At 66.6% G+C, this 17,094-nt stretch carries 15 protein-coding genes; 7 read left to right on the top strand and 8 right to left on the bottom strand.

The genetic code is table 11. From position 1 onward, the window contains the following. Positions 1-89: 89 nt before the first annotated feature. The 3 genes from AXA68_RS10160 to AXA68_RS10170 all read left to right on the top strand — a co-directional run bounded on the left by AXA68_RS10160 (position 90) and on the right by AXA68_RS10170 (position 3,071). Positions 90-713: a hypothetical protein gene (locus tag AXA68_RS10160; protein ID WP_066416153.1), complete on the top strand. Its 624-nt coding sequence runs from the start codon at positions 90-92 to the stop codon at positions 711-713. Between the two features lie 951 nt (positions 714-1,664). Continuing rightward, positions 1,665-2,075 (top strand): cupin domain-containing protein, encoded by a 411-nt coding sequence (locus AXA68_RS10165; RefSeq protein ID WP_066416155.1) that lies wholly within the window; start codon positions 1,665-1,667, stop codon positions 2,073-2,075. 162 nt (positions 2,076-2,237) lie between these two features. Continuing rightward, on the top strand, positions 2,238-3,071 hold the full coding sequence (locus AXA68_RS10170) for a phosphoenolpyruvate hydrolase family protein (RefSeq protein ID WP_066416157.1): 834 nt from the start codon (positions 2,238-2,240) through the stop codon (positions 3,069-3,071). A 21-nt stretch (positions 3,072-3,092) separates the two neighbouring features. Here AXA68_RS10170 and AXA68_RS10175 read toward each other — a convergent pair whose 3' ends face one another. The 7 genes from AXA68_RS10175 to AXA68_RS10205 all read right to left on the bottom strand — a co-directional run bounded on the left by AXA68_RS10175 (position 3,093) and on the right by AXA68_RS10205 (position 10,897). Then, positions 3,093-4,352 (bottom strand): outer membrane protein assembly factor BamB family protein, encoded by a 1,260-nt coding sequence (locus tag AXA68_RS10175; protein ID WP_066416159.1) that lies wholly within the window; start codon positions 4,350-4,352, stop codon positions 3,093-3,095. Positions 4,353-4,411: 59 nt separating this feature from the next. Then, positions 4,412-5,155: an ABC transporter ATP-binding protein gene (locus AXA68_RS10180; protein WP_066416172.1), complete on the bottom strand. Its 744-nt coding sequence runs from the start codon at positions 5,153-5,155 to the stop codon at positions 4,412-4,414. After that, complete coding sequence (locus AXA68_RS10185; protein WP_066416173.1) at positions 5,152-5,910, bottom strand: ABC transporter ATP-binding protein; 759 nt, start codon at positions 5,908-5,910, stop codon at positions 5,152-5,154. Before AXA68_RS10185 ends, AXA68_RS10180 begins: the two co-directional genes overlap by 4 nt. Continuing rightward, complete coding sequence (locus AXA68_RS10190; RefSeq protein WP_066416175.1) at positions 5,907-7,064, bottom strand: branched-chain amino acid ABC transporter permease; 1,158 nt, start codon at positions 7,062-7,064, stop codon at positions 5,907-5,909. Before AXA68_RS10190 ends, AXA68_RS10185 begins: the two co-directional genes overlap by 4 nt. After that, the gene (locus AXA68_RS10195; RefSeq protein ID WP_066416176.1) at positions 7,061-8,002 is read right to left on the bottom strand and encodes a branched-chain amino acid ABC transporter permease; all 942 of its coding nucleotides are present in this window, start codon (positions 8,000-8,002) and stop codon (positions 7,061-7,063) included. Before AXA68_RS10195 ends, AXA68_RS10190 begins: the two co-directional genes overlap by 4 nt. A 232-nt stretch (positions 8,003-8,234) precedes the next feature. Next, positions 8,235-9,593, bottom strand: a complete 1,359-nt coding sequence (locus AXA68_RS10200) for a substrate-binding protein (RefSeq protein WP_066416177.1) — start codon at positions 9,591-9,593, stop codon at positions 8,235-8,237. Positions 9,594-9,697: 104 nt separating this feature from the next. Then, positions 9,698-10,897 carry a Tm-1-like ATP-binding domain-containing protein gene (locus tag AXA68_RS10205; protein WP_066416179.1) on the bottom strand — a complete coding sequence of 400 codons (1,200 nt, stop codon included), beginning with the start codon at positions 10,895-10,897 and terminating at the stop codon, positions 9,698-9,700. A gap of 312 nt (positions 10,898-11,209) precedes the next feature. Here AXA68_RS10205 and AXA68_RS10210 point away from each other — a divergent pair, with 312 nt between their 5' ends. The 3 genes from AXA68_RS10210 to xacR all read left to right on the top strand — a co-directional run bounded on the left by AXA68_RS10210 (position 11,210) and on the right by xacR (position 13,997). After that, a complete protein-coding gene (locus tag AXA68_RS10210) occupies positions 11,210-12,043 on the top strand; it encodes a GAF domain-containing protein (RefSeq protein ID WP_394326471.1) in 834 nt (277 codons plus the stop codon). Positions 12,044-12,130: 87 nt separating this feature from the next. Then, positions 12,131-12,892, top strand: coding sequence for an IclR family transcriptional regulator (locus AXA68_RS10215; protein ID WP_066416182.1), 762 nt, complete (start codon positions 12,131-12,133; stop codon positions 12,890-12,892). Positions 12,893-13,241: 349 nt separating this feature from the next. After that, positions 13,242-13,997 carry an HTH-type transcriptional regulator XacR gene (xacR, locus tag AXA68_RS10220; protein ID WP_066416183.1) on the top strand — a complete coding sequence of 252 codons (756 nt, stop codon included), beginning with the start codon at positions 13,242-13,244 and terminating at the stop codon, positions 13,995-13,997. A 237-nt stretch (positions 13,998-14,234) separates the two neighbouring features. On the opposite strand, the gene xacF is transcribed toward xacR, so the two are convergent. Next, positions 14,235-15,683 (bottom strand): 2,5-dioxovalerate dehydrogenase, encoded by a 1,449-nt coding sequence (gene xacF / locus AXA68_RS10225; protein ID WP_066416184.1) that lies wholly within the window; start codon positions 15,681-15,683, stop codon positions 14,235-14,237. Positions 15,684-15,855: 172 nt separating this feature from the next. On the opposite strand from xacF, the gene AXA68_RS10230 reads away from it, so the two are divergent. Next, positions 15,856-17,094: a mandelate racemase/muconate lactonizing enzyme family protein gene (locus AXA68_RS10230; protein ID WP_066416185.1), complete on the top strand. Its 1,239-nt coding sequence runs from the start codon at positions 15,856-15,858 to the stop codon at positions 17,092-17,094.

Here is a 17,094-nt window from a genome sequence, read left to right on the forward strand (position 1 = left end):
GCGCCGACCGAGCGGACGCGTCCGGAGCGACGAGCCGATCGAACATGTACGGGGTCAGGGGTACCACTCCCGGCCTCGAACACGCGCGTATGCCCAGCTTTCCGTCTCCGTTCGGCTCCGACGACGGCGACCTCTTCGACGGGTACGACGAGTTCGTCGCGGATCACCTCCCGAGGCCGGGGGAGTTCCTCGAGCCTCACGACCCGCTCACCGGAGCCGACCACGTCGCGTTTCACCGCCTCACTCGCGACTGCTTCGAGGATCGGAAGGTGTACGACATGACGTTCGACTACAACCTCGCCCGCCTGAACCTCGACACTCGCCACGAGAACGCCGGTTACCGCTACGCCGTCGAACGTGACGACGCCGACGACGCCGTCGAGGCGGGAGACGTCGACCGCGTGCTCCGCGCGGAGTTCACGCCGACGACCCCGTTCTGTCCGCAGACTCACACGCTGACGATCGGATCGTTCCGGGCGTGGAACGGCCTCACGGATCGACACGAGTACGACCTGATCCGCGTCCGTGCGGCACCGATGCACCAACGGAGCGAGGCGATCAACGAGCGGCTCGCGGAACTCGAGAAGAGCTACCTGGAGACGGGAGACGTGACCGCCGACCCGGAGGGCGGTACCGAGAGCGGCTCGAACCTCACGGAGCGCTCGACGGGGAACGAGGAGCGGCCTCGCGGATCGACGGACGCGCCGTTCTGAGAGGACGTCGACGCCACCGATCCGACACCGGCGGTGTGTCGCGAGAGAGCCCGGCTCCGGTGATCCTGCCGTCCCGGATCCGCGCGGTCAGCGACCGCCGAGAAGAGAATCGATTCGTGTCTTCCGTTCGATTCATCCGTTCCGAATCGAGACCGGCACTGATCCCCCACGACGGCTTCCTCTCGCGTACGGTTGCGAAATATCCCGGGATTTCACGGCGGCGTTCGGATACGGATCGAAAGCTGGGCCACTGTGTTTTCGAGTGATCGATAGCCGGAAACGACCGCCTCGGTGTCCTACGGACGAGACCGATGGCGCTCGTGGAGCGCGAAAACGCCGAAGCCGTTGATGACGCTCGGAATTCAGTACCCTGCCAGACTTATCGGCTTCAAATATAACCTTGTTTATTGATATTTCTATCGTTAACGGTATCGATCCGCAGTTCACGACTGGATGCAGGAGGCGGATCTCCACGCTCGGTGGAGCAGATCTCGTTCACACCTCGGTTGAGGAAACGGTGATCCGACTCACTCGAGAGCGATTCTAGCCGTATGATTCGGATTATATCGTAACGAAAAATTTATCTTGCCGTATTAAAATCAAAAAAAAAATGAAATATTAGAGAATTTTACCTTGGTTTCTGGGAGAACCCCTCGCCGACGATGAAGTCCCTCTCTCGTCGATGATCCGCCGTGGTTACCGGCGTTCTGAAACGGTCACGTGCTCCGGTTCCGACGTGCGTATCGCGAGAACCGGACCGATACTACTTATTTCTCATCAAGTAAGTCGATAAACTACTCATATTTCAAATATATCGGAACACGTCGAGACGAGTACCGCTGACGATCGCTCGCGAGCCCTTGCCTCCGCACGGGATCGGCGTGTCTACACGCGGCTCCCGACAGAAACACAAACCTATATGGTAACCACGTGAGAACGTCACCTGCTAACATGACAACCAACGAGCGGTTCGTCGATCCCGAGGACGTCGAGACGATCCAACTGGATTGGGGGCGGATAAAGTGGATGAACACCCCGTCGGTCACCGGGTCGTCGGGATTCAGCGCGGGGGTCGTGGTCCTCGAGCCCGGTAAGGGCCACGAGACGCACACACACCCCGACAGCGAGGAGATCCTGTACTTCCTGAGCGGGGAGGGGAAACAGACCATCGCGGACGAGGAGCGGACGGTCGGGGCGGGCGAGATGGTGTACATCCCGAGCGGCGTCGAACACAGCACGATAAACACGTCGTGGGAGCCGCTTCGGTTCCTCGCGGCGTACTGCCCGCCCGGACCGGAGGCCGTGATCCGCGACGACGACGAGGCCACGGTGTTCCCGCCGGGAGCGTTCCCGGACGTCTGACTCCCGTAGGACTCCCTTGCCGATCGGGCTCGAGCGATCGGTCGGGGTCGGAACGCCCCGGTCGTCGGAGCCGAAGAGCCCCCGGAGTGTGCCGGACGGCGCGAGGATCGTGGGATTCTATCCCAAATAATTATGTTGCTGTGTGGTGTCGCGTGATCTGGAATGAAATACAGCCGTGCGGAATCCCTCGAGCGGTTAGAATCGACTATCGACGCCGGCGATCCGGTGATCGGTGCCGGTGCCGGCACCGGCATCTCCGCGAAGTTCGCCGAGCGGGGCGGCGTCGATCTGCTCATCATCTACAACTCCGGGCGATACCGAATGAACGGTCGCGGCTCCCTCGCGGGGCTCCTCCCGTACGGCGACGCGAACGAGATCGTCGTCGAGATGGGCCACGAGGTCATCCCGGTCGTCGAGGACACGCCGGTGCTCGCCGGCGTCAACGGGACCGACCCGTTCCGGGAGATGGAGGTGTTCCTCGAGGACCTGCGTCGCCGCGGGTTCTCCGGGGTCCAGAACTTCCCCACGGTCGGGCTCATCGACGACGACAGCACGTTCCGACGGAACCTCGAGGAGACGAACATGGGGTACGACAAGGAGGTCGAGATGATCCGCGAGGCCAGCGACCAGGGGATGTTGACCTGCCCGTACGTGTTCACCGAGGAGCAGGCGGTGGCGATGACCGAGGCGGGAGCCGACGTGATCGTCTCGCACATGGGGCTCACGACCTCCGGCGACATCGGCGCGGAGACGGCGCTCGACCTCGACGACGCCGCCGAGCGCGTTCAGGCGCATCACGACGCCGCCAAGTCGGTCCGCGACGACGTCCACGTCATCTGTCACGGCGGCCCGATCGCCTGGCCGGACGACGCCGAGTACGTGTTGAACGAGACGGAGGGGATCGTCGGCTTCTTCGGCGCGTCGAGCATCGAACGGCTCGCGACAGAGGAGGCGATCGAGAACCAGACGCGCAAGTTCAAGTCGATCGAGTTCTGATCCCGGAGTCCGGCCGTCTTCCTACTCGAGCGCGTACACCGTCCCGTCCGTGCCGCCGAAGTAGAGGGTGCCGTCGACGAGCGCCGGACTGGAGCCGACGCCGCGGCCCCCGATCTCCATGAACCACTCCTCCTCGCCGTCGGTCGTGAGCGCGTGTAATCCGACCTCGCTGCTTCCGCCCTCGGTCTGGCGGTGGCTGCCGACGTACAGCCGGTCCGCGGTCAGGGCGGGGCTGCTCCCGATCTCCAGCGCCGAGGTCTCGACGGCCCACGCCTCCTCGCCGGTCTCGCGGTCGAACCGGAACACCTTCGCGTAGTTGGTCGTCGGATCGTCGAGGGTGTTGTACGGCGTGTGGCCGACGTACACCCCCTCCTCGCCGACGGCGACCGATCCGGAGATGTATCGGCCGGCGGTGTCGGCGAGCCACCGCTCCTCGCCCGACTCGGCGTCAACGGCGTGGACGTTCCCGTTCCAGTCGGCGAAGAACACCGTGCCGAACGCGACCGCCGGGCTCGACCAGATCATGTCCCGCGTCTCGTAGGTCCACAGGACCTCGCCGGAGTCGGGGTCCAGCGCGTAGAGGTTCCCGTCGGAGGCTCCGACGTACGCGGTTCCGCCGGCGACCGCCGGAGTGCTCACGACCTCGTCCCCGATCTCGACCCGCCAGTCGGTCTCTCCGGTCTCGGCGTCGAACGAGTAGATCCAGCCGTTCTCCGGCACGTCGGTCTCTCCGGCGTACCACGCGCACGCGAGGTTGAGACAGCCGACGCCGACGATCACCGACCCGTTCCACGGGGTCGCGCTCCCCCGGATCAGCGCGCCGAACGACCGCGACCACCGCTCCTCGCCCGACTCGGCGTCGACGGCGTAGAGGCTCCCGTCGTACGACCCGACGTACACGGTGCCGTCGCCGTAGGCCGGCGTCGCCTCGATGCGGTGGTCCGCCGAGAACCGCCACGCCTCGTCGCCGCTCCCCGCGTCGAGCGCGTACAGCGCGTTGTCCGCGCTGCCGATGAACACCTTCCCGTCGGCGACGGCCGGGCTCCCCCAGAACGCTCCCTCGGCGTCGTAGGTCCACGCGGTCGAGAACCCCTCCCCGGGGCCGGAGGCGTCGCCTGCGTAGCCGGTGTTGTGTCGCCCGCCGCGGAACGTCGGCCATGAGGAGACCGGGTCCGAGACGGGATGGCTCCCGGACGCCGCCCGGGACCCGCAGCCCGCGGCGAGCGCGAGCCCGGACGCCGTGACTCCAGCGAGGAACTGCCGCCGAGTGTGGTTCGCCATCTACCGATCTCTGGGCCGTCGCGAAAATAATAGTATCGACCGTGTGCGTCGGCGGCCGCCTAGACGACGAGGTACTCGTCTAGGTCCTCCTCGCGCAGCTGCGCCGCCGTCCCCTCGAACACGATGTCCCCCTGGTCGAGGACGTAGCCCCGGTCCGCGATCCGCAGCGCCTCCCGGACGTTCTGCTCGATGAGCAGCACCGTCAGCCCGCGGTCGGCGATCTCCTCGACGGAGTCGCCGACGGCGGTGACGATCTGCGGAGCGAGCCCCTCCGTGGGCTCGTCCAAGAGCAGCAGGTCGAGGTCGGGAAGCCGAAGCGTCCGCGCGATCGAGAGCATCTGCTGTTCGCCGCCCGAGAGGGTGCCAGCCGCCTGCGACCGTCGCTCCTCCAGTCGGGGGAACAGGTCGTAGAGCTCGTCGATCCCCATCGTGCTCTCGCCGTCGGTGGCGGTGCGGCGGCGGACCGTGTTCCACCAGCTGCGGGTGATCGTCGACAGTTCGAGGTTCTCCTCGACGGTCAGCTCCGTGAACAGCCGCCGGCCCTCGGGCACGACGCCGATCCCGCCCATGGCGATGTCGTCGGCGGGCCAGTCGGTGATGTCCGTCCCCTCGAACCGGACCGTCCCCGACCGGATCTCGGGCGGTTCGGTGCCGGCGATGCTGCGGACGGTCGTCGTCTTCCCGGCCCCGTTCCGGCCGAGCAGGGTGACGACCTCCCCCTCGTCGATCGAAAAGGAGAGGCCGCGGAGGATGTGGCTGGGTCCGTAGTAGGAGTGAACGTCCTCCAGTTCGAGCAGGCTCATTCGCCCTCACCCCCGAGGTAGGCCTCGCGGACCGCCGGGTGGTCCCTGATCTCGCTCGGCGTGCCCTTCGCGATGAGTTCGCCCCTGTGGAGCGTGAAGATCCGGTCCGAGACGTCGAAGACGATGTCCATGTCGTGTTCGACGAGGAAGATCGTCATCCCCCACTCCGACAGGAGGTCGTCGATGAGGTTCACCGTCATCTCGGTCTCCGCCGGCGACATCCCCGCCGTCGGTTCGTCCATGAAGAGGAGGTCCGGGTCGGTCGCGAGTCCGATCGCGACCTCCAGTCGCCGTTTGTCGCCGTACGGCAGCGACGCGGCCTCCGTCTCCGCCGCGTCGTCGAGTCCGATCGTTTCGAGGGTCTCGTCGGTCCGCCGCTGGACGTCGTCGAACGAGTCCCGGCGGCTGAGGAAGTTCACCCTGAACGAGCCGTGTTCGGCCGCGAACGCCGCGACCTGGACGTTCTCGCGGACGGTGAGCTCGGGCAGGATCGAGGCGGTCTGGAACGTCCGTCCCACCCCGAGCTGGGCGATCTCGAAGGGATCCATCCCCACCAGATCGGTCCCCGAGTACGTGATGTCGCCGCGAGTCGGCGTCAGCCGCCCGGTGATCGTGTTGATGAGCGTCGACTTCCCGGCCCCGTTCGGGCCGATGAGCGACACCAACTCCCCCTCCTCGACGTCGATGTCGACGTCCTCCAGCGCCGTGAGGCCGCCGAACTCCTTCGTCAGCCCTTGCGTTTCGAGCAGCGTCACGACCGATCACCTCCCTCGGACTCCTCGGCGTTCGAGCCGTCGACACCCTGGCCCGTGACCTTCGCGACGAGCCCCTCCGGATCGCGGAGCTCCCGTGTGGCCGCCGTGATCAGTCCCCAGATCCCGTCCGGGTAGACCCACACCACGGTGGTGAACGAGAGCGCCAACAGCAGCAGCCAGTAGTTCCCGATCGTCGGCATCCCGTTGACGATCCCCTCGAAGTAGAACCACACGAACGCGCCGATGACCGGCCCGGCGATCGTCCCGAGACCGCCGAGGACCGCCATCACGACGACGTCGCCGCTGACGGCCCAGTAGAGGCGCTCGACGCCCGCGAACTGCGTGTGAACGACCATCAGTCCGCCGGCGAGTCCGGTGATCGCTCCCGAGATGACGAACGCGGCGAACTTGTAGCGCCAGACGTCGAGCCCCACGAACGTCGACCGCGTCTCGTTCTCGCGGATCGCCTTGAAGATGAGCCCGTACGGGGACTTGCGGATCCGGACGACGAGCGCGACGACGCCGACGAAGAAGGCCCCGATGAAGAGGTAGAGGTTGTTCACCACGAGCTCGCCGAGGAGGCCGCCGTACTGGTGGTCGAGTTCGACGATCCCGAGGACCGGCTCCCGGGACACGCTGAGCCCGTTTATCCCCCTCGTGATGGGTTCGAGGGGGTTGTTGGCGAGGAAGTACAGGAACTGGCCGATCGCCAGGGTGACGATCGCGAAGTACACGGTGTGGAGCCGCAGGAGGATCACCGCCGCGACCGCGCCGAGGGCGGTCGCGGTCAGCGTCCCGAAGAGCACGATCACGAGCGGGTCATTGAACACGTGGATCGCGAACAGCGCGGTCGCGTAGCTCGCGGTGCCGAAGAACATCGCGTGGCCGAACGAGAGCAGCCCCGTCCGTCCCAGGAGGAGGTTGAATCCGAGCGCGAAGATGGCCCAGATGAGGACGGTCATCGTGAGCCCGTGATACCCGCGTAGCACGTCCGAGACCACGGGCGCGCGGCCGAACAGGTACGAGAACAGGAGCACGAAACACGCCGATGCGAGGACGATGAACCGCTCGGTGTGTTTGATCCGGTCCCACGTTGCCAGACTGAATCGAGACGATCCCTCGTCGACGTCGGATTGAACGTTGTCGGTGCTCATTGTCCTATCTCCGCGGAGGGGTAGATGCCGCTCGGTCTGATCGTCAACACGACGATGGCGAGCAGGTAGATGCTCGCTTGCGTCATGCTCGGGTTGACGACGGTGGCGACCGCGAACACGATCCCGGCGAGCAGCGAGCCGACGACGGTTCCGCGGAGGCTTCCGACGCCGCCCATGATCACGATCACCAGAGAGGGGATGATGATCTCCATGCCGATCCCCGAGGTGACGTTGAACAACGACCCGCCGAGCACGCCGGCGAGCCCCGCGTACGCGGCTCCGAGCGCGAATATCAACAGGAACGGCCGGTCGACCCGGATGCCGAGCATCCGTGCCATCTCGGCGTCCTCGGTCCCCGCGCGCACCGCCAGCCCGTAGTCGGTGTACTTGAAGAAGGCGAAGATGACGCCCACGAGCAACAGCGTGAGCGTCACCACGAGGACGCGTATCGACGACGCCGCGGCCATCCCCGGCGGCGTCCCGATCACGGGCAACGAGATCGCCCCCGAGAGCCACTCGGGCCGGGGGTAGATGGTCCCGGTTCTCCCGAAGACGATGGCGACGACCTCCTGTGCGGCGATCAGGACGCCGAACGTGACAAGCAGCTGGTCGAGCAGGTCCCTGTCGTAGAACGGCTTCGCCAGGAGCCGTTCCATGGCCACCCCGAGGACGAAGATAACGACCGGCGTCAGGATCAGGGCCGGAACGAATCCCCACCCGAGGCCGACCGCGCCGGCGTCGGAGAGCAGTCCGCCGAACTGCTCTTCGGACGCGATGAGGAGCCCGACGTACGCCCCCCCGAGGTAGAGAACACCATGAGCCATGTTCACGTACTTGAGCGATCCGAACACGATGGACAGACCGATCGCGACCAGCAGATACAGCGACGCGACGCTCAGGGCGATGAAGACGAACCCGACGACCGAGCCGAGCGTCATCCGAACCACCCCATTGGAGCCGTAAGTGGCGATCTCATGGGTAACACGATCGTTGATGATCGCTTCGGTACGTTAATCTTGTGATCCGCTGACTCGTACCGAGCCAGCCGTTCACGGGACGGTCGGAACGGCGAGCGGGCGACGCCGCCGTCGTCCCGCGAGGGAGGCGTATCCAGAAGGGAACGCGGTGCCACGAGCCGCACGTGGTACCGTGAGTCGGCCGGCGACGGGACTACTCGTCGCCGTATTCGTTCTCGCCCATCGCGCATTCGGACGCCGGGAACTCGTCGGCGCCGTAGATGAGCGGGTCGGTCGTCTCGACGACCTCGGTGCGGATGCCGAGCTCCTCGGCCCTGTCGTCGCCGACGCCTTGGACGAGGTACCAGGGGCGCTCGACCTGGTGGTCTGCCTCGCGGAAGACCGAGTCGCCCCACGCGAGGCTCCACTCGAACTCCTCGAGCGTCCGAACCACCGTCGGCGGGTGGAACGTCCCCGCCTCCTCGACGGCGGCGGCGTAGACCATCATCGACTCGTAGGTGTGGAGCGAGCTCTGGTTCGGCGTCTCGTCGTACTCGTCCTGGTACGCCTCGACGAACACGCTGCTCGCCTCGTTGTCCGCGGCGGGGTTCCACGGCTCCATGCCGAGGACGCCCTCGGCGTCGGCCCCGAGCGGGTCGAGCGTGAACGCGCTGACGTGCGGGATGATGACGTCGATCTCGTCGGTCAACCCGGCGTCGCGCATCTGCGAGAGGCCGCTGGCTGCGAAGCCGCCGAAGCTGGAGAAGTACAGCGTGTCCGCGCCGGACTCCTCGAGCGCCTGGATCTGGGAGCTGTGGTCGTTCTCCCCCTCGGCGATGGCGGCCTCGCCGGCGTCCTCCCACGGGCCGTTCTCCGTGAGGTACTTTCGGGCCGCGTCCCGGTTCGACTGTCCGTACGAGTAGTCCATGTAGATGTGGAACAGCGACCGGTCCTCGCCGAGGACCGAGGGCGCGGCGTCGCCCATCGCCATCCCGATGATCTCCGCGTGGAACGTCGGGTGGAAGTAGTAGCGCGAGCAGTTCTCCCCCGAGATGCTGGCCGACGTGGAGTTCCCGCCCATGAACGGGACCTTCTCCCGCTGGGCGACGTCCTGCATCGCCATCGTCACGGTGCTGGACATGCCGCCGGTCCAGAACTGGATGTTGTCCCGCTGGATCATCCGGTCGATGTTGTCCTGGGCCGTGTCCGCGCTACCGGCCGTGTCCGCCTTCGTCGGCTCGACCTCGTAGCCCATGATGCCGTCGCCGCTCAGTCGGTCCCAGTAGTCGACGAGCCCGCCGCCCTCGTTGAGGTGCTGGACCGCGAGGTCGAACCCCGCCTCCTGGTCCTGGCCGTCTGGACCCAGCGCGCCCGAGGTGGGCCCGTTGAATCCGATCGCCACGGTCTCGCCCTCGGGCGGGAAGTTCCCGATGGGATCGTACTCGTCGCCGCCGCCGCCACCGCCGCCGTCGCCGCCGGTACAACCGGCGAATCCGCCCGCGAGGCCGGTCGCGCCGATCGCTTTCAGATAGCGTCGCCTGGAGCTGTCGGTTGGAGATTGCTTGTCTGTCATGGATTTTCGGAACGTTCGTAGAGACATGGTGTCATCCAGTAATTAAATCTTTTGGTGCGATCGGTTCGGACGACGAGCCGGCGTCCACCCGGACCGGTCGGATCTCACATGTACCGGTCGATCCGCTCGGCGAGCGCCAGCGCGAACTCCTCGTCGTTGACGTGCGCGTCCGTCTCGATCAGTTCCACGTCGTCGTCGAGGTGCGCACGCAGGGCGTCGAACAGCGCCTCGTCGGCTTCCGGGTCGTGGAACTCCTCGCCCGGCGCGTCGAGCATGGAGACGCCGCCGAGCGGCAACATCAGCGTGGTCGGCCCGGTGGCCGCGTTGAGCTTCTCGGCGATGATCCGACCGAGCTCGGCGTTCTCCTCGGGAGTGGTTCGCATGAGGGTCACCTGCGGGTTGTGAACGTGGAACTTGCGACCCTCGAACTCCTCCGGGACGGACGACCTCGGCCCGAAGTTAACCATGTCGAGCGCGCCGACCGACACCACCTGCGGGATCCCCGCCTTCCCGGCCGCCTCGAGTCGGTCCGGCCCGGCGGAGAGCACGCCGCCCACGAGTTCGTCGGCCCACTCCGTCGTCGTGACGTCGAGCACGGCGTCGATGACGCCCTCCTCGATCAGCGACTCCATCGCGCGGCCGCCGGTCCCCGTCGCGTGGAAGACGATCGTCTCGTAGCCGCGCTCCTCCAGCCAGTCGCGGGCCGCCTGTACGCAGGGCGTGGTGACGCCGAACATCGTCATGCCGATCGTCGGTTTCTCCGCGGTCTCCACGTCGGGCTCCGAGTCGACCATGCCGACGATCGCGAGCGCCGCGTTGGCTATCACCGTCCGCGAGAGCTGGTTCAGTCCCTCGATGTCGGCGACGGAGTACATCATCGCGATGTCCGAGTACTCCACGTACGGCTCCGTGTCGCCCGACGCGACCGTCGAGACCATGAACTTCGGAACGCCGACCGGGAGCGCCCGCATCGCCGCGGTCGCCATGGAGGTGTTCCCCGAGCCGCCCAGACCGAGGATCCCGTCCAGCCGGCCCTCCTCGTGGGCTCGGGACACGATCGCCGCGGCCCCCTCGCCCATGGCCTCGACGGCCGCGCCGCGGTCGCCGGCCTCGCGGAGCGACTCGAGGTCCGTCCCGCCCGCCGCCGCGACCGTGGCGGCGTCCGTGTCCGGTTCGATCTCCGGATCGCCCATCACGCCGACGTCGACGAGGTGAACGTCGATCCCCTCGGCCTCGATCACGTCCCGGGCGAAACCGATCTCCTCGCCTTTCGTATCCAGCGTCCCGACGATGTAGACGCTCATCGTTGCCCCGTCGCCGGCCCTGAGTGGTACCGCGTCCCTACTTGTTTCATGGGTTACGAACGTGACAACACCACAAACCGTAATGAATATTCGGGTTGGTTTTGGCTCGATCGCGTCCGTATCCCGAGAACGGTGTTCTCTATGATAGAACAGGCGCGTCCGGGACGTGAGGCGGAACGGGGGATCGGCGGCATGAGGATTTATGGTGGCTTCCTCGCTACTGGCTGGTAATTCATGTCCAACGCGCCAGACTGGAGCCAAACGACCGCGTCGCGTTCGTTCCCGGTCGCGTTAGACCGCCGGACGCCGGAGATGATCGCGAGCCTCCAGCGCCTCACGGGGATCGGGGTCTGGTCGTACGACGTCCCGCGGGACGAGGTGTGGTTGAGTGACGAGACGAAGCGGATCCATGACATCGACGTCGACGACGACCCGACGGTCTCCGACGTTATCGACCGGTACGTGGAGACCGACCGACGCGAAGTGCTCGACTCGCTCTCCGCTGCGGTCGAGTACGGGGAGCCGTTCTCGGTCGACGTGAACTACGCCAGCGAGCGAACCACTGAACGGACGATCCGGCTCGGCTGCGATCCGGTCGTGGACGACGGGACCGTCGCGCTTTACGGGGTCCTCAGGGACGTGACCGACCTGAAGCGGCAGGAGCAACGCATCGAGATCCTCCGGCAGACGAGCCAGGAGCTCCGGAAGGCCAGCTCGAAGGACGAGGTCGCGGGGATACTTGCCGACGCGGCGAAGAACGTCCTCGGCCTGGTGAACACCACCGTCCGCCTCGTCGACGAGAACCGGAACGTGCTCGAAACGATCGAGGCGACCGAGGAGTGTCTGGAGCGCGCCGGCGACCGCCCGAACTACGCGGTCACCGAGGACACCCCGGCTGCGAAGACGTATCGGACCGGGGAGCCGGTGATACACGCGAACCACGAGTTCACGGACGACGATCACAGTCGGGGTGCCCTCCAGTCGGGCCTGTACGTTCCGATCGGAAGCCACGGCGTCTTAAGCGCCGGCGACGTCGTCGTCGACGCCTTCGCGGAGCACGACCTCGAGGCGGCGAGCCTGCTCGGCGAACTCGGCGCTGAAGCGATCACCCGGATCGGCTGGGTGAAGCGGTCACGGGCGATCTGAGCGCCGAACGCGGTCGAACGACGGTCGTCCGCGGCATCGATTCGCATTATGAAAACAACTATCACGGATTATAACGATCATGCGCGTATGATCGGAAACGTGACCGGGCGACGGCTCAAGACGACGGAGACCTCGCTGGAGATACTGCGGCTCGTCCTCGAACGCGACGGCCTGACGCTCGACGAGTTGGACGGGTTAGTCGACAGTTCGAAGAGCTCCATCTGTAGCCACCTCAACACGCTCTTGGACGGCCGGTATCTCGTCAAGGAAGGCGGGACCTATCACGTCAGTTTCCGGGTGGTGCTGCTGGGTGAGCGGGCGAGATACAGGTATCCGACGGGGGAGGACGTCCGCGCGGTGATCGACCGATTGGCGAACGAGACGGGGCGGGAAGCCAACTTCACCGTCTTCGAGCACGGCCGCCTCCTCGCGTGTTACGGCACGTCGACGGACGAAGCGACGGACGGGTCGAACGTTCAGTACCGGTCGGAGTACCACCTCCACAACACCGCCGCGGGAAAGGCGATCCTCGCCGAACTCGACCGGGACGAGGTCGAGGCGATACTGGATCACTGGGGACTCCCGCGGGAGTCGGAGGCGACGATCACGGACCGCGACAGGCTGTTCGAGGCGCTCGACGAGATCGGGTCGCAGGGGTACGCCGTCGTCGACGAGGAGTTCGCCCCGAACCTGGTCTCGATCGGAGCCCCGGTTCACGACGCGGACGGGGGCGTCGTCGGCGGCGTGAGCGTCGGAGGCCCGAAGTACCAGGTCGGGGTGACCCAGCTGGAACGCGAGTGCGTCGCCGACCTGCTGGACGCCACCGAGGAGATCGAATCGCTGCTTTGATCCCCGACTCGCGTCCGATCCGCGATCGATCCCCGTCGGCTCCACCGATTCACATAATGAAAAACTGTCGAATGTCACCACTTCACAAGGTATGTTTCACGCGCTCGTCGGAGAAGACATTACACCAGTACAACTGTAATGGATACTGGCGAGAAACGCGGACGAACCAGCGTATTTACGATATGTGAATTCACGTGACCGAAGAAGCGAGCGTTCGACGATCGACCGACACGGATGCCGGTCGGTCGGAGCGACCGCCTCGACCGCGGGCCGGGACTTCCGTTCCGAACTCTCGAGACGTCGTTCCCTACACCGGAACGCTTATTCGAGAGATACACGATCGATCGGTATGGAACCGAAAAACCCGGTGCGCACCACCGAGAAAACCCTCGCGCTGATCGAGGAGCTGATGGCGAAAGAGCCCTGTGGCGTGAGCGAACTGGCGAGCGGTCTCGAGATGGGCAAGAGCGCGGTTCACAACCACCTGAGCACGCTGCGAACGCAGGGGTACGTCCTGAAGGAGGGGGACGACTACCGCCTCGGGTTGAAGTTCCTCGAAGTCGGGGGACACAGCCGGAAGTCGATGGAGATCTATCAGGTCGCGGAACCCGAGGTGAAGTCGCTCGCGGCCGAGACGGGGGAGCTGGCGAACCTCCTCGTCGAAGAGCAGGGAATGGGCGTCTATCTGATGCGGGCCAAGGGTGACGAAGCCGTCGACCTGGACACGCACGCGGGGCTGCGAACGAACCTCCACACGACGGCGCTCGGGAAGGCGATCCTCGCGAACCTCTCCGAGGAACGGGTCGAGACGATAGTCGAGAGACACGGGCTCGACCGGAAGACGCCACGGACCGTCGGCACCCACGAGGAGCTGTTCGACGCGCTGGCGGAGATCCGCGAGCGGGGCTACGCGATCGACGACGGTGAACGCCTCGAGGGACTCCGATGTGTCGCCTCGGCGATCACGTCCTCGAGCGGCGAGGTCCTCGGCGCGGTCAGCGTCTCCGCGCCCGCCAACCGGGTCAGCGACGAAGCCCTCCACGGCACTCTCCCGGAGCGCGTTCTCAGCGCGGCGAACGTGATCGAGTTGAACATCAACTACTGACGTGTTCCGTGTCTCGGAACGTCGATACGACGGCGGCGAAGCCGCGTCGACGCGGCTCCTGCGGCCGGATCGTCCGTGATCCCGTCGTCCGTTACGCCCGTATTCATGTAACGTCCAACGTCCCACTGTACAATATCCGCGCTCGGTAGCGTGTTCCGAAATGGAGAACGGAGGACCGCCGCGCGAATCGGGCGGAGGATCCACTCGACCGCCGAAGCCGTCGCGAGCGTCGTCGTTTCAGTAGCCGTCGTAGACCGTCTTCTCGATGGTGTAAAACCGGAGGCCCGCGTCGCCTTGCTCGCGCCACGTCTCCGAGGAGGAGCGCTTGAAGCCGCCGAAGGGGACGTGGAGTTCGAGCCCGGTCGTCTTCTCGTTGACCTTCGCCACGCCGGCCTCGATCGCGTCGACGAATCGGTTCGCCTCCGCGTGGTCGTCCGTGACCACGCTCGCCGAGAGGCCGTACTCCACGTCGTTGGCGACGGCGAGCCCCTCCTCGAAGTCGGCGACCTCGATGACGCCGACGACGGGGCCGAACACCTCCTCCTGGGCGATCCGCATGTCGGGCTCCACGTCGGTGAACACCGTCGGCTGGACGAAGTGACCGGTTTCGACCGCGTCGCCGTCGGGAACGCCGCCGCCCGCCGCGAGCGTCGCGCCCTCGTTCGAGGCGACGTCGATGTACTCGAGGGTGGACGACAGCTCCGCCTCGCTGACCTGCGGGCCCATCTCGTGCTCGAGTCCGGGACCGACGTCGATCGACTCCGCGCGGTCGACCAGCTCCGCGACGAACTCGTCGTGGACGGCCTCGTGGACCACGGCCCGCGAGCACGCGGTACACGACTGCCCGGTCGTGCCGAACCCGCCGGACGCGACGATGTCGGCGGCCTCGGCGGGGTCCGCCGACTCGGCCACGAGCGTCGGGTTCTTCCCGCCCATCTCGGTCTGGACGCGCTTGCCCTCGTCGGTGGCCTGTTCGTACACCATCTCGCCGACCTCGCTGCTGCCGGTGAAGGAGACGAGGTCCGTCCCCTCGCTCGTGATGAACTCGTCGCCGACGGTGCTCCCCGGCCCGGTGACCAGATTGAAGACGCCGTCAGGGAGTCCCGCCTCGTCGAGCGCCCGCGCGAGCTCGATCGCGACGCCCGGCGCGAGGGAGGCCGGCTTGAGGACCACCGTGTTCCCCGCGACGAGGGCCGGAGCGAGCTTCCAGGCCGGGATCGCGATCGGGTAGTTCCACGGCGTGACGAGCGCCGCGACGCCGACGGGCTCCCGGCGGATGTAGAGGTTCGTGTCGCGGCCGCTCGACGCCTTCCGAGTGCCCGCGAGGTCAGACGCCTTCCCCGCGAAGTAGTGGAAGATGTCGATCGCCCGCTGGACCTCGCCGGCGGCCTCCGGACGGGCCTTCCCCTCCTCGGCCACGAGGGTCTCCGTGATCTCCGCTTTCCGTCCGGCGAGGATCGTCCCCGCCTCCCGCAGGATCCGACCGCGCTCCGGCCCGGGCGTGTCCCGCCAGTCCGCCTCGGCCGCGACCGCGGCGTCGACCGCGGCGGCGGCGTCCCGCTCGTCCGACCGCGGGTAGGTCGCGACGACCTCGTCCGGGTTCGCCGGGTTCCGGACCTCGATCGTCTCTCCCGTCTCCGAGTCTCGCCATTCGCCGTCCACGTAGTTCGTTGTGGGCTCCGACATCGGGTCGTACGTCAACGGTCGCACACTCATGTCTTTTGGTCGCCGCGTCTCGTCGTCGGTCCGCGATCGGCCGCGGCTCGTCAGTGGCGGCTCGACGGCGGCGGTTCGACGGCGGCGTGACTCGTCGAGTTCCCATAGGCTTTTGTAGCGTGTCGTCGGAGACACGGTCGTCATGGTCGATCACGCGAAGCTTCGCGACCCGAACGCGGAGTACACGATGCGAGACCTGTCGAGGGAGACGATGGATCTCACGAAGCCGCGGGGCGGCGTCCGCGACGCGGAGATCACGGACGTCCAGACCACGATGGTCGACGGGAACTACCCGTGGATCCTCGTGCGCGTCTACACCGACGCGGGCGTCGTCGGCACCGGCGAGGCCTACTGGGGCGGCGGCGACACCGCGATAATCGAGCGGATGAAGCCCTTCCTCGTGGGGGAGAACCCGCTCGACATCGACCGCCTGTACGAGCACCTGATCCAGAAGATGTCCGGCGAGGGGTCGATCTCGGGGAAGGTCGTCTCGGCCATCTCCGGGATCGAGATCGCGCTCCACGACGCCGCCGGGAAGCTCCTCGACGTGCCGGCCTACCAGCTCGTTGGCGGCAAGTACCGCGACGACGTCCGGATCTACTGCGACCTCCACACGGAGAACGAGGCGGACCCGGAGGCCTGCGCCGAGGAGGGAGTCCGCGTCGTCGAGGAGCTCGGCTACGACGCGATCAAGTTCGACCTCGACGTGCCCTCGGGCCACGAGAAGGACCGCGCGAACCGCCACCTCCGCGACCCCGAGATCGACCACAAGGTCGAGATCGTCGAGGCCGTGACGGAGGCGGTCGGCGACCGCGCCGACGTCGCCTTCGACTGCCACTGGTCGTACGCGGCCGGCAGCGCGAAGCGGCTCGCGGCGGCGGTCGAGGAGTACGACGTGTGGTGGCTCGAGGACCCCGTCCCGCCGGAGAACCACGACGTCCAGCGGCGCGTCACGGAGTCGACGACGACCCCCATCGCGGTCGGCGAGAACGTCTACCGGACGTTCGGCCAGCGAACCCTGCTCGAGCCGGGGGCGGTCGACATCGTCGCGCCGGACCTCCCGCGGGTCGGCGGCATGCGCGAGACCCGCAAGATCGCCGATCTGGCCGACCTGTTCTACATCCCCGTGGCGATGCACAACGTCTCCTCGCCGATCGGGACGATGGCGTCCGCGCAGGTGGCCGCAGCCATCCCGAACTCGCTCGCCGTCGAGTACCACTCCTACGAGCTCGGCTGGTGGGAGGACCTCGTCGAGGAGGACGACCTCATCCAGGAGGGTCGAATGGAGATCCCCGAGGAGCCGGGACTCGGCCTCACGCTCGACCTCGACGCCGTCGAGGAACACATGGTCGAGGGCGAGGAGCTGTTCGACGAGGCGTAA

Source organism: Halorubrum aethiopicum (genome assembly GCF_001542905.1).
GTDB lineage: Archaea > Halobacteriota > Halobacteria > Halobacteriales > Haloferacaceae > Halorubrum > Halorubrum aethiopicum.

Coding starts and splice junctions, on each gene's coding strand:
- AXA68_RS10160 (WP_066416153.1), top strand. CDS start 90: ATGCCCAGCTTTCCGTCTCCGTTCGGCTCCGACGACGGCGACCTCTTC.
- AXA68_RS10165 (WP_066416155.1), top strand. CDS start 1,665: ATGACAACCAACGAGCGGTTCGTCGATCCCGAGGACGTCGAGACGATC.
- AXA68_RS10170 (WP_066416157.1), top strand. CDS start 2,238: ATGAAATACAGCCGTGCGGAATCCCTCGAGCGGTTAGAATCGACTATC.
- AXA68_RS10175 (WP_066416159.1), bottom strand. CDS start 4,352: ATGGCGAACCACACTCGGCGGCAGTTCCTCGCTGGAGTCACGGCGTCC.
- AXA68_RS10180 (WP_066416172.1), bottom strand. CDS start 5,155: ATGAGCCTGCTCGAACTGGAGGACGTTCACTCCTACTACGGACCCAGC.
- AXA68_RS10190 (WP_066416175.1), bottom strand. CDS start 7,064: ATGAGCACCGACAACGTTCAATCCGACGTCGACGAGGGATCGTCTCGA.
- AXA68_RS10195 (WP_066416176.1), bottom strand. CDS start 8,002: ATGACGCTCGGCTCGGTCGTCGGGTTCGTCTTCATCGCCCTGAGCGTC.
- AXA68_RS10200 (WP_066416177.1), bottom strand. CDS start 9,593: ATGACAGACAAGCAATCTCCAACCGACAGCTCCAGGCGACGCTATCTG.
- AXA68_RS10205 (WP_066416179.1), bottom strand. CDS start 10,897: ATGAGCGTCTACATCGTCGGGACGCTGGATACGAAAGGCGAGGAGATC.
- AXA68_RS10210 (WP_394326471.1), top strand. CDS start 11,210: ATGATCGCGAGCCTCCAGCGCCTCACGGGGATCGGGGTCTGGTCGTAC.
- AXA68_RS10215 (WP_066416182.1), top strand. CDS start 12,131: ATGATCGGAAACGTGACCGGGCGACGGCTCAAGACGACGGAGACCTCG.
- xacR (WP_066416183.1), top strand. CDS start 13,242: ATGGAACCGAAAAACCCGGTGCGCACCACCGAGAAAACCCTCGCGCTG.
- xacF (WP_066416184.1), bottom strand. CDS start 15,683: ATGTCGGAGCCCACAACGAACTACGTGGACGGCGAATGGCGAGACTCG.
- AXA68_RS10230 (WP_066416185.1), top strand. CDS start 15,856: ATGGTCGATCACGCGAAGCTTCGCGACCCGAACGCGGAGTACACGATG.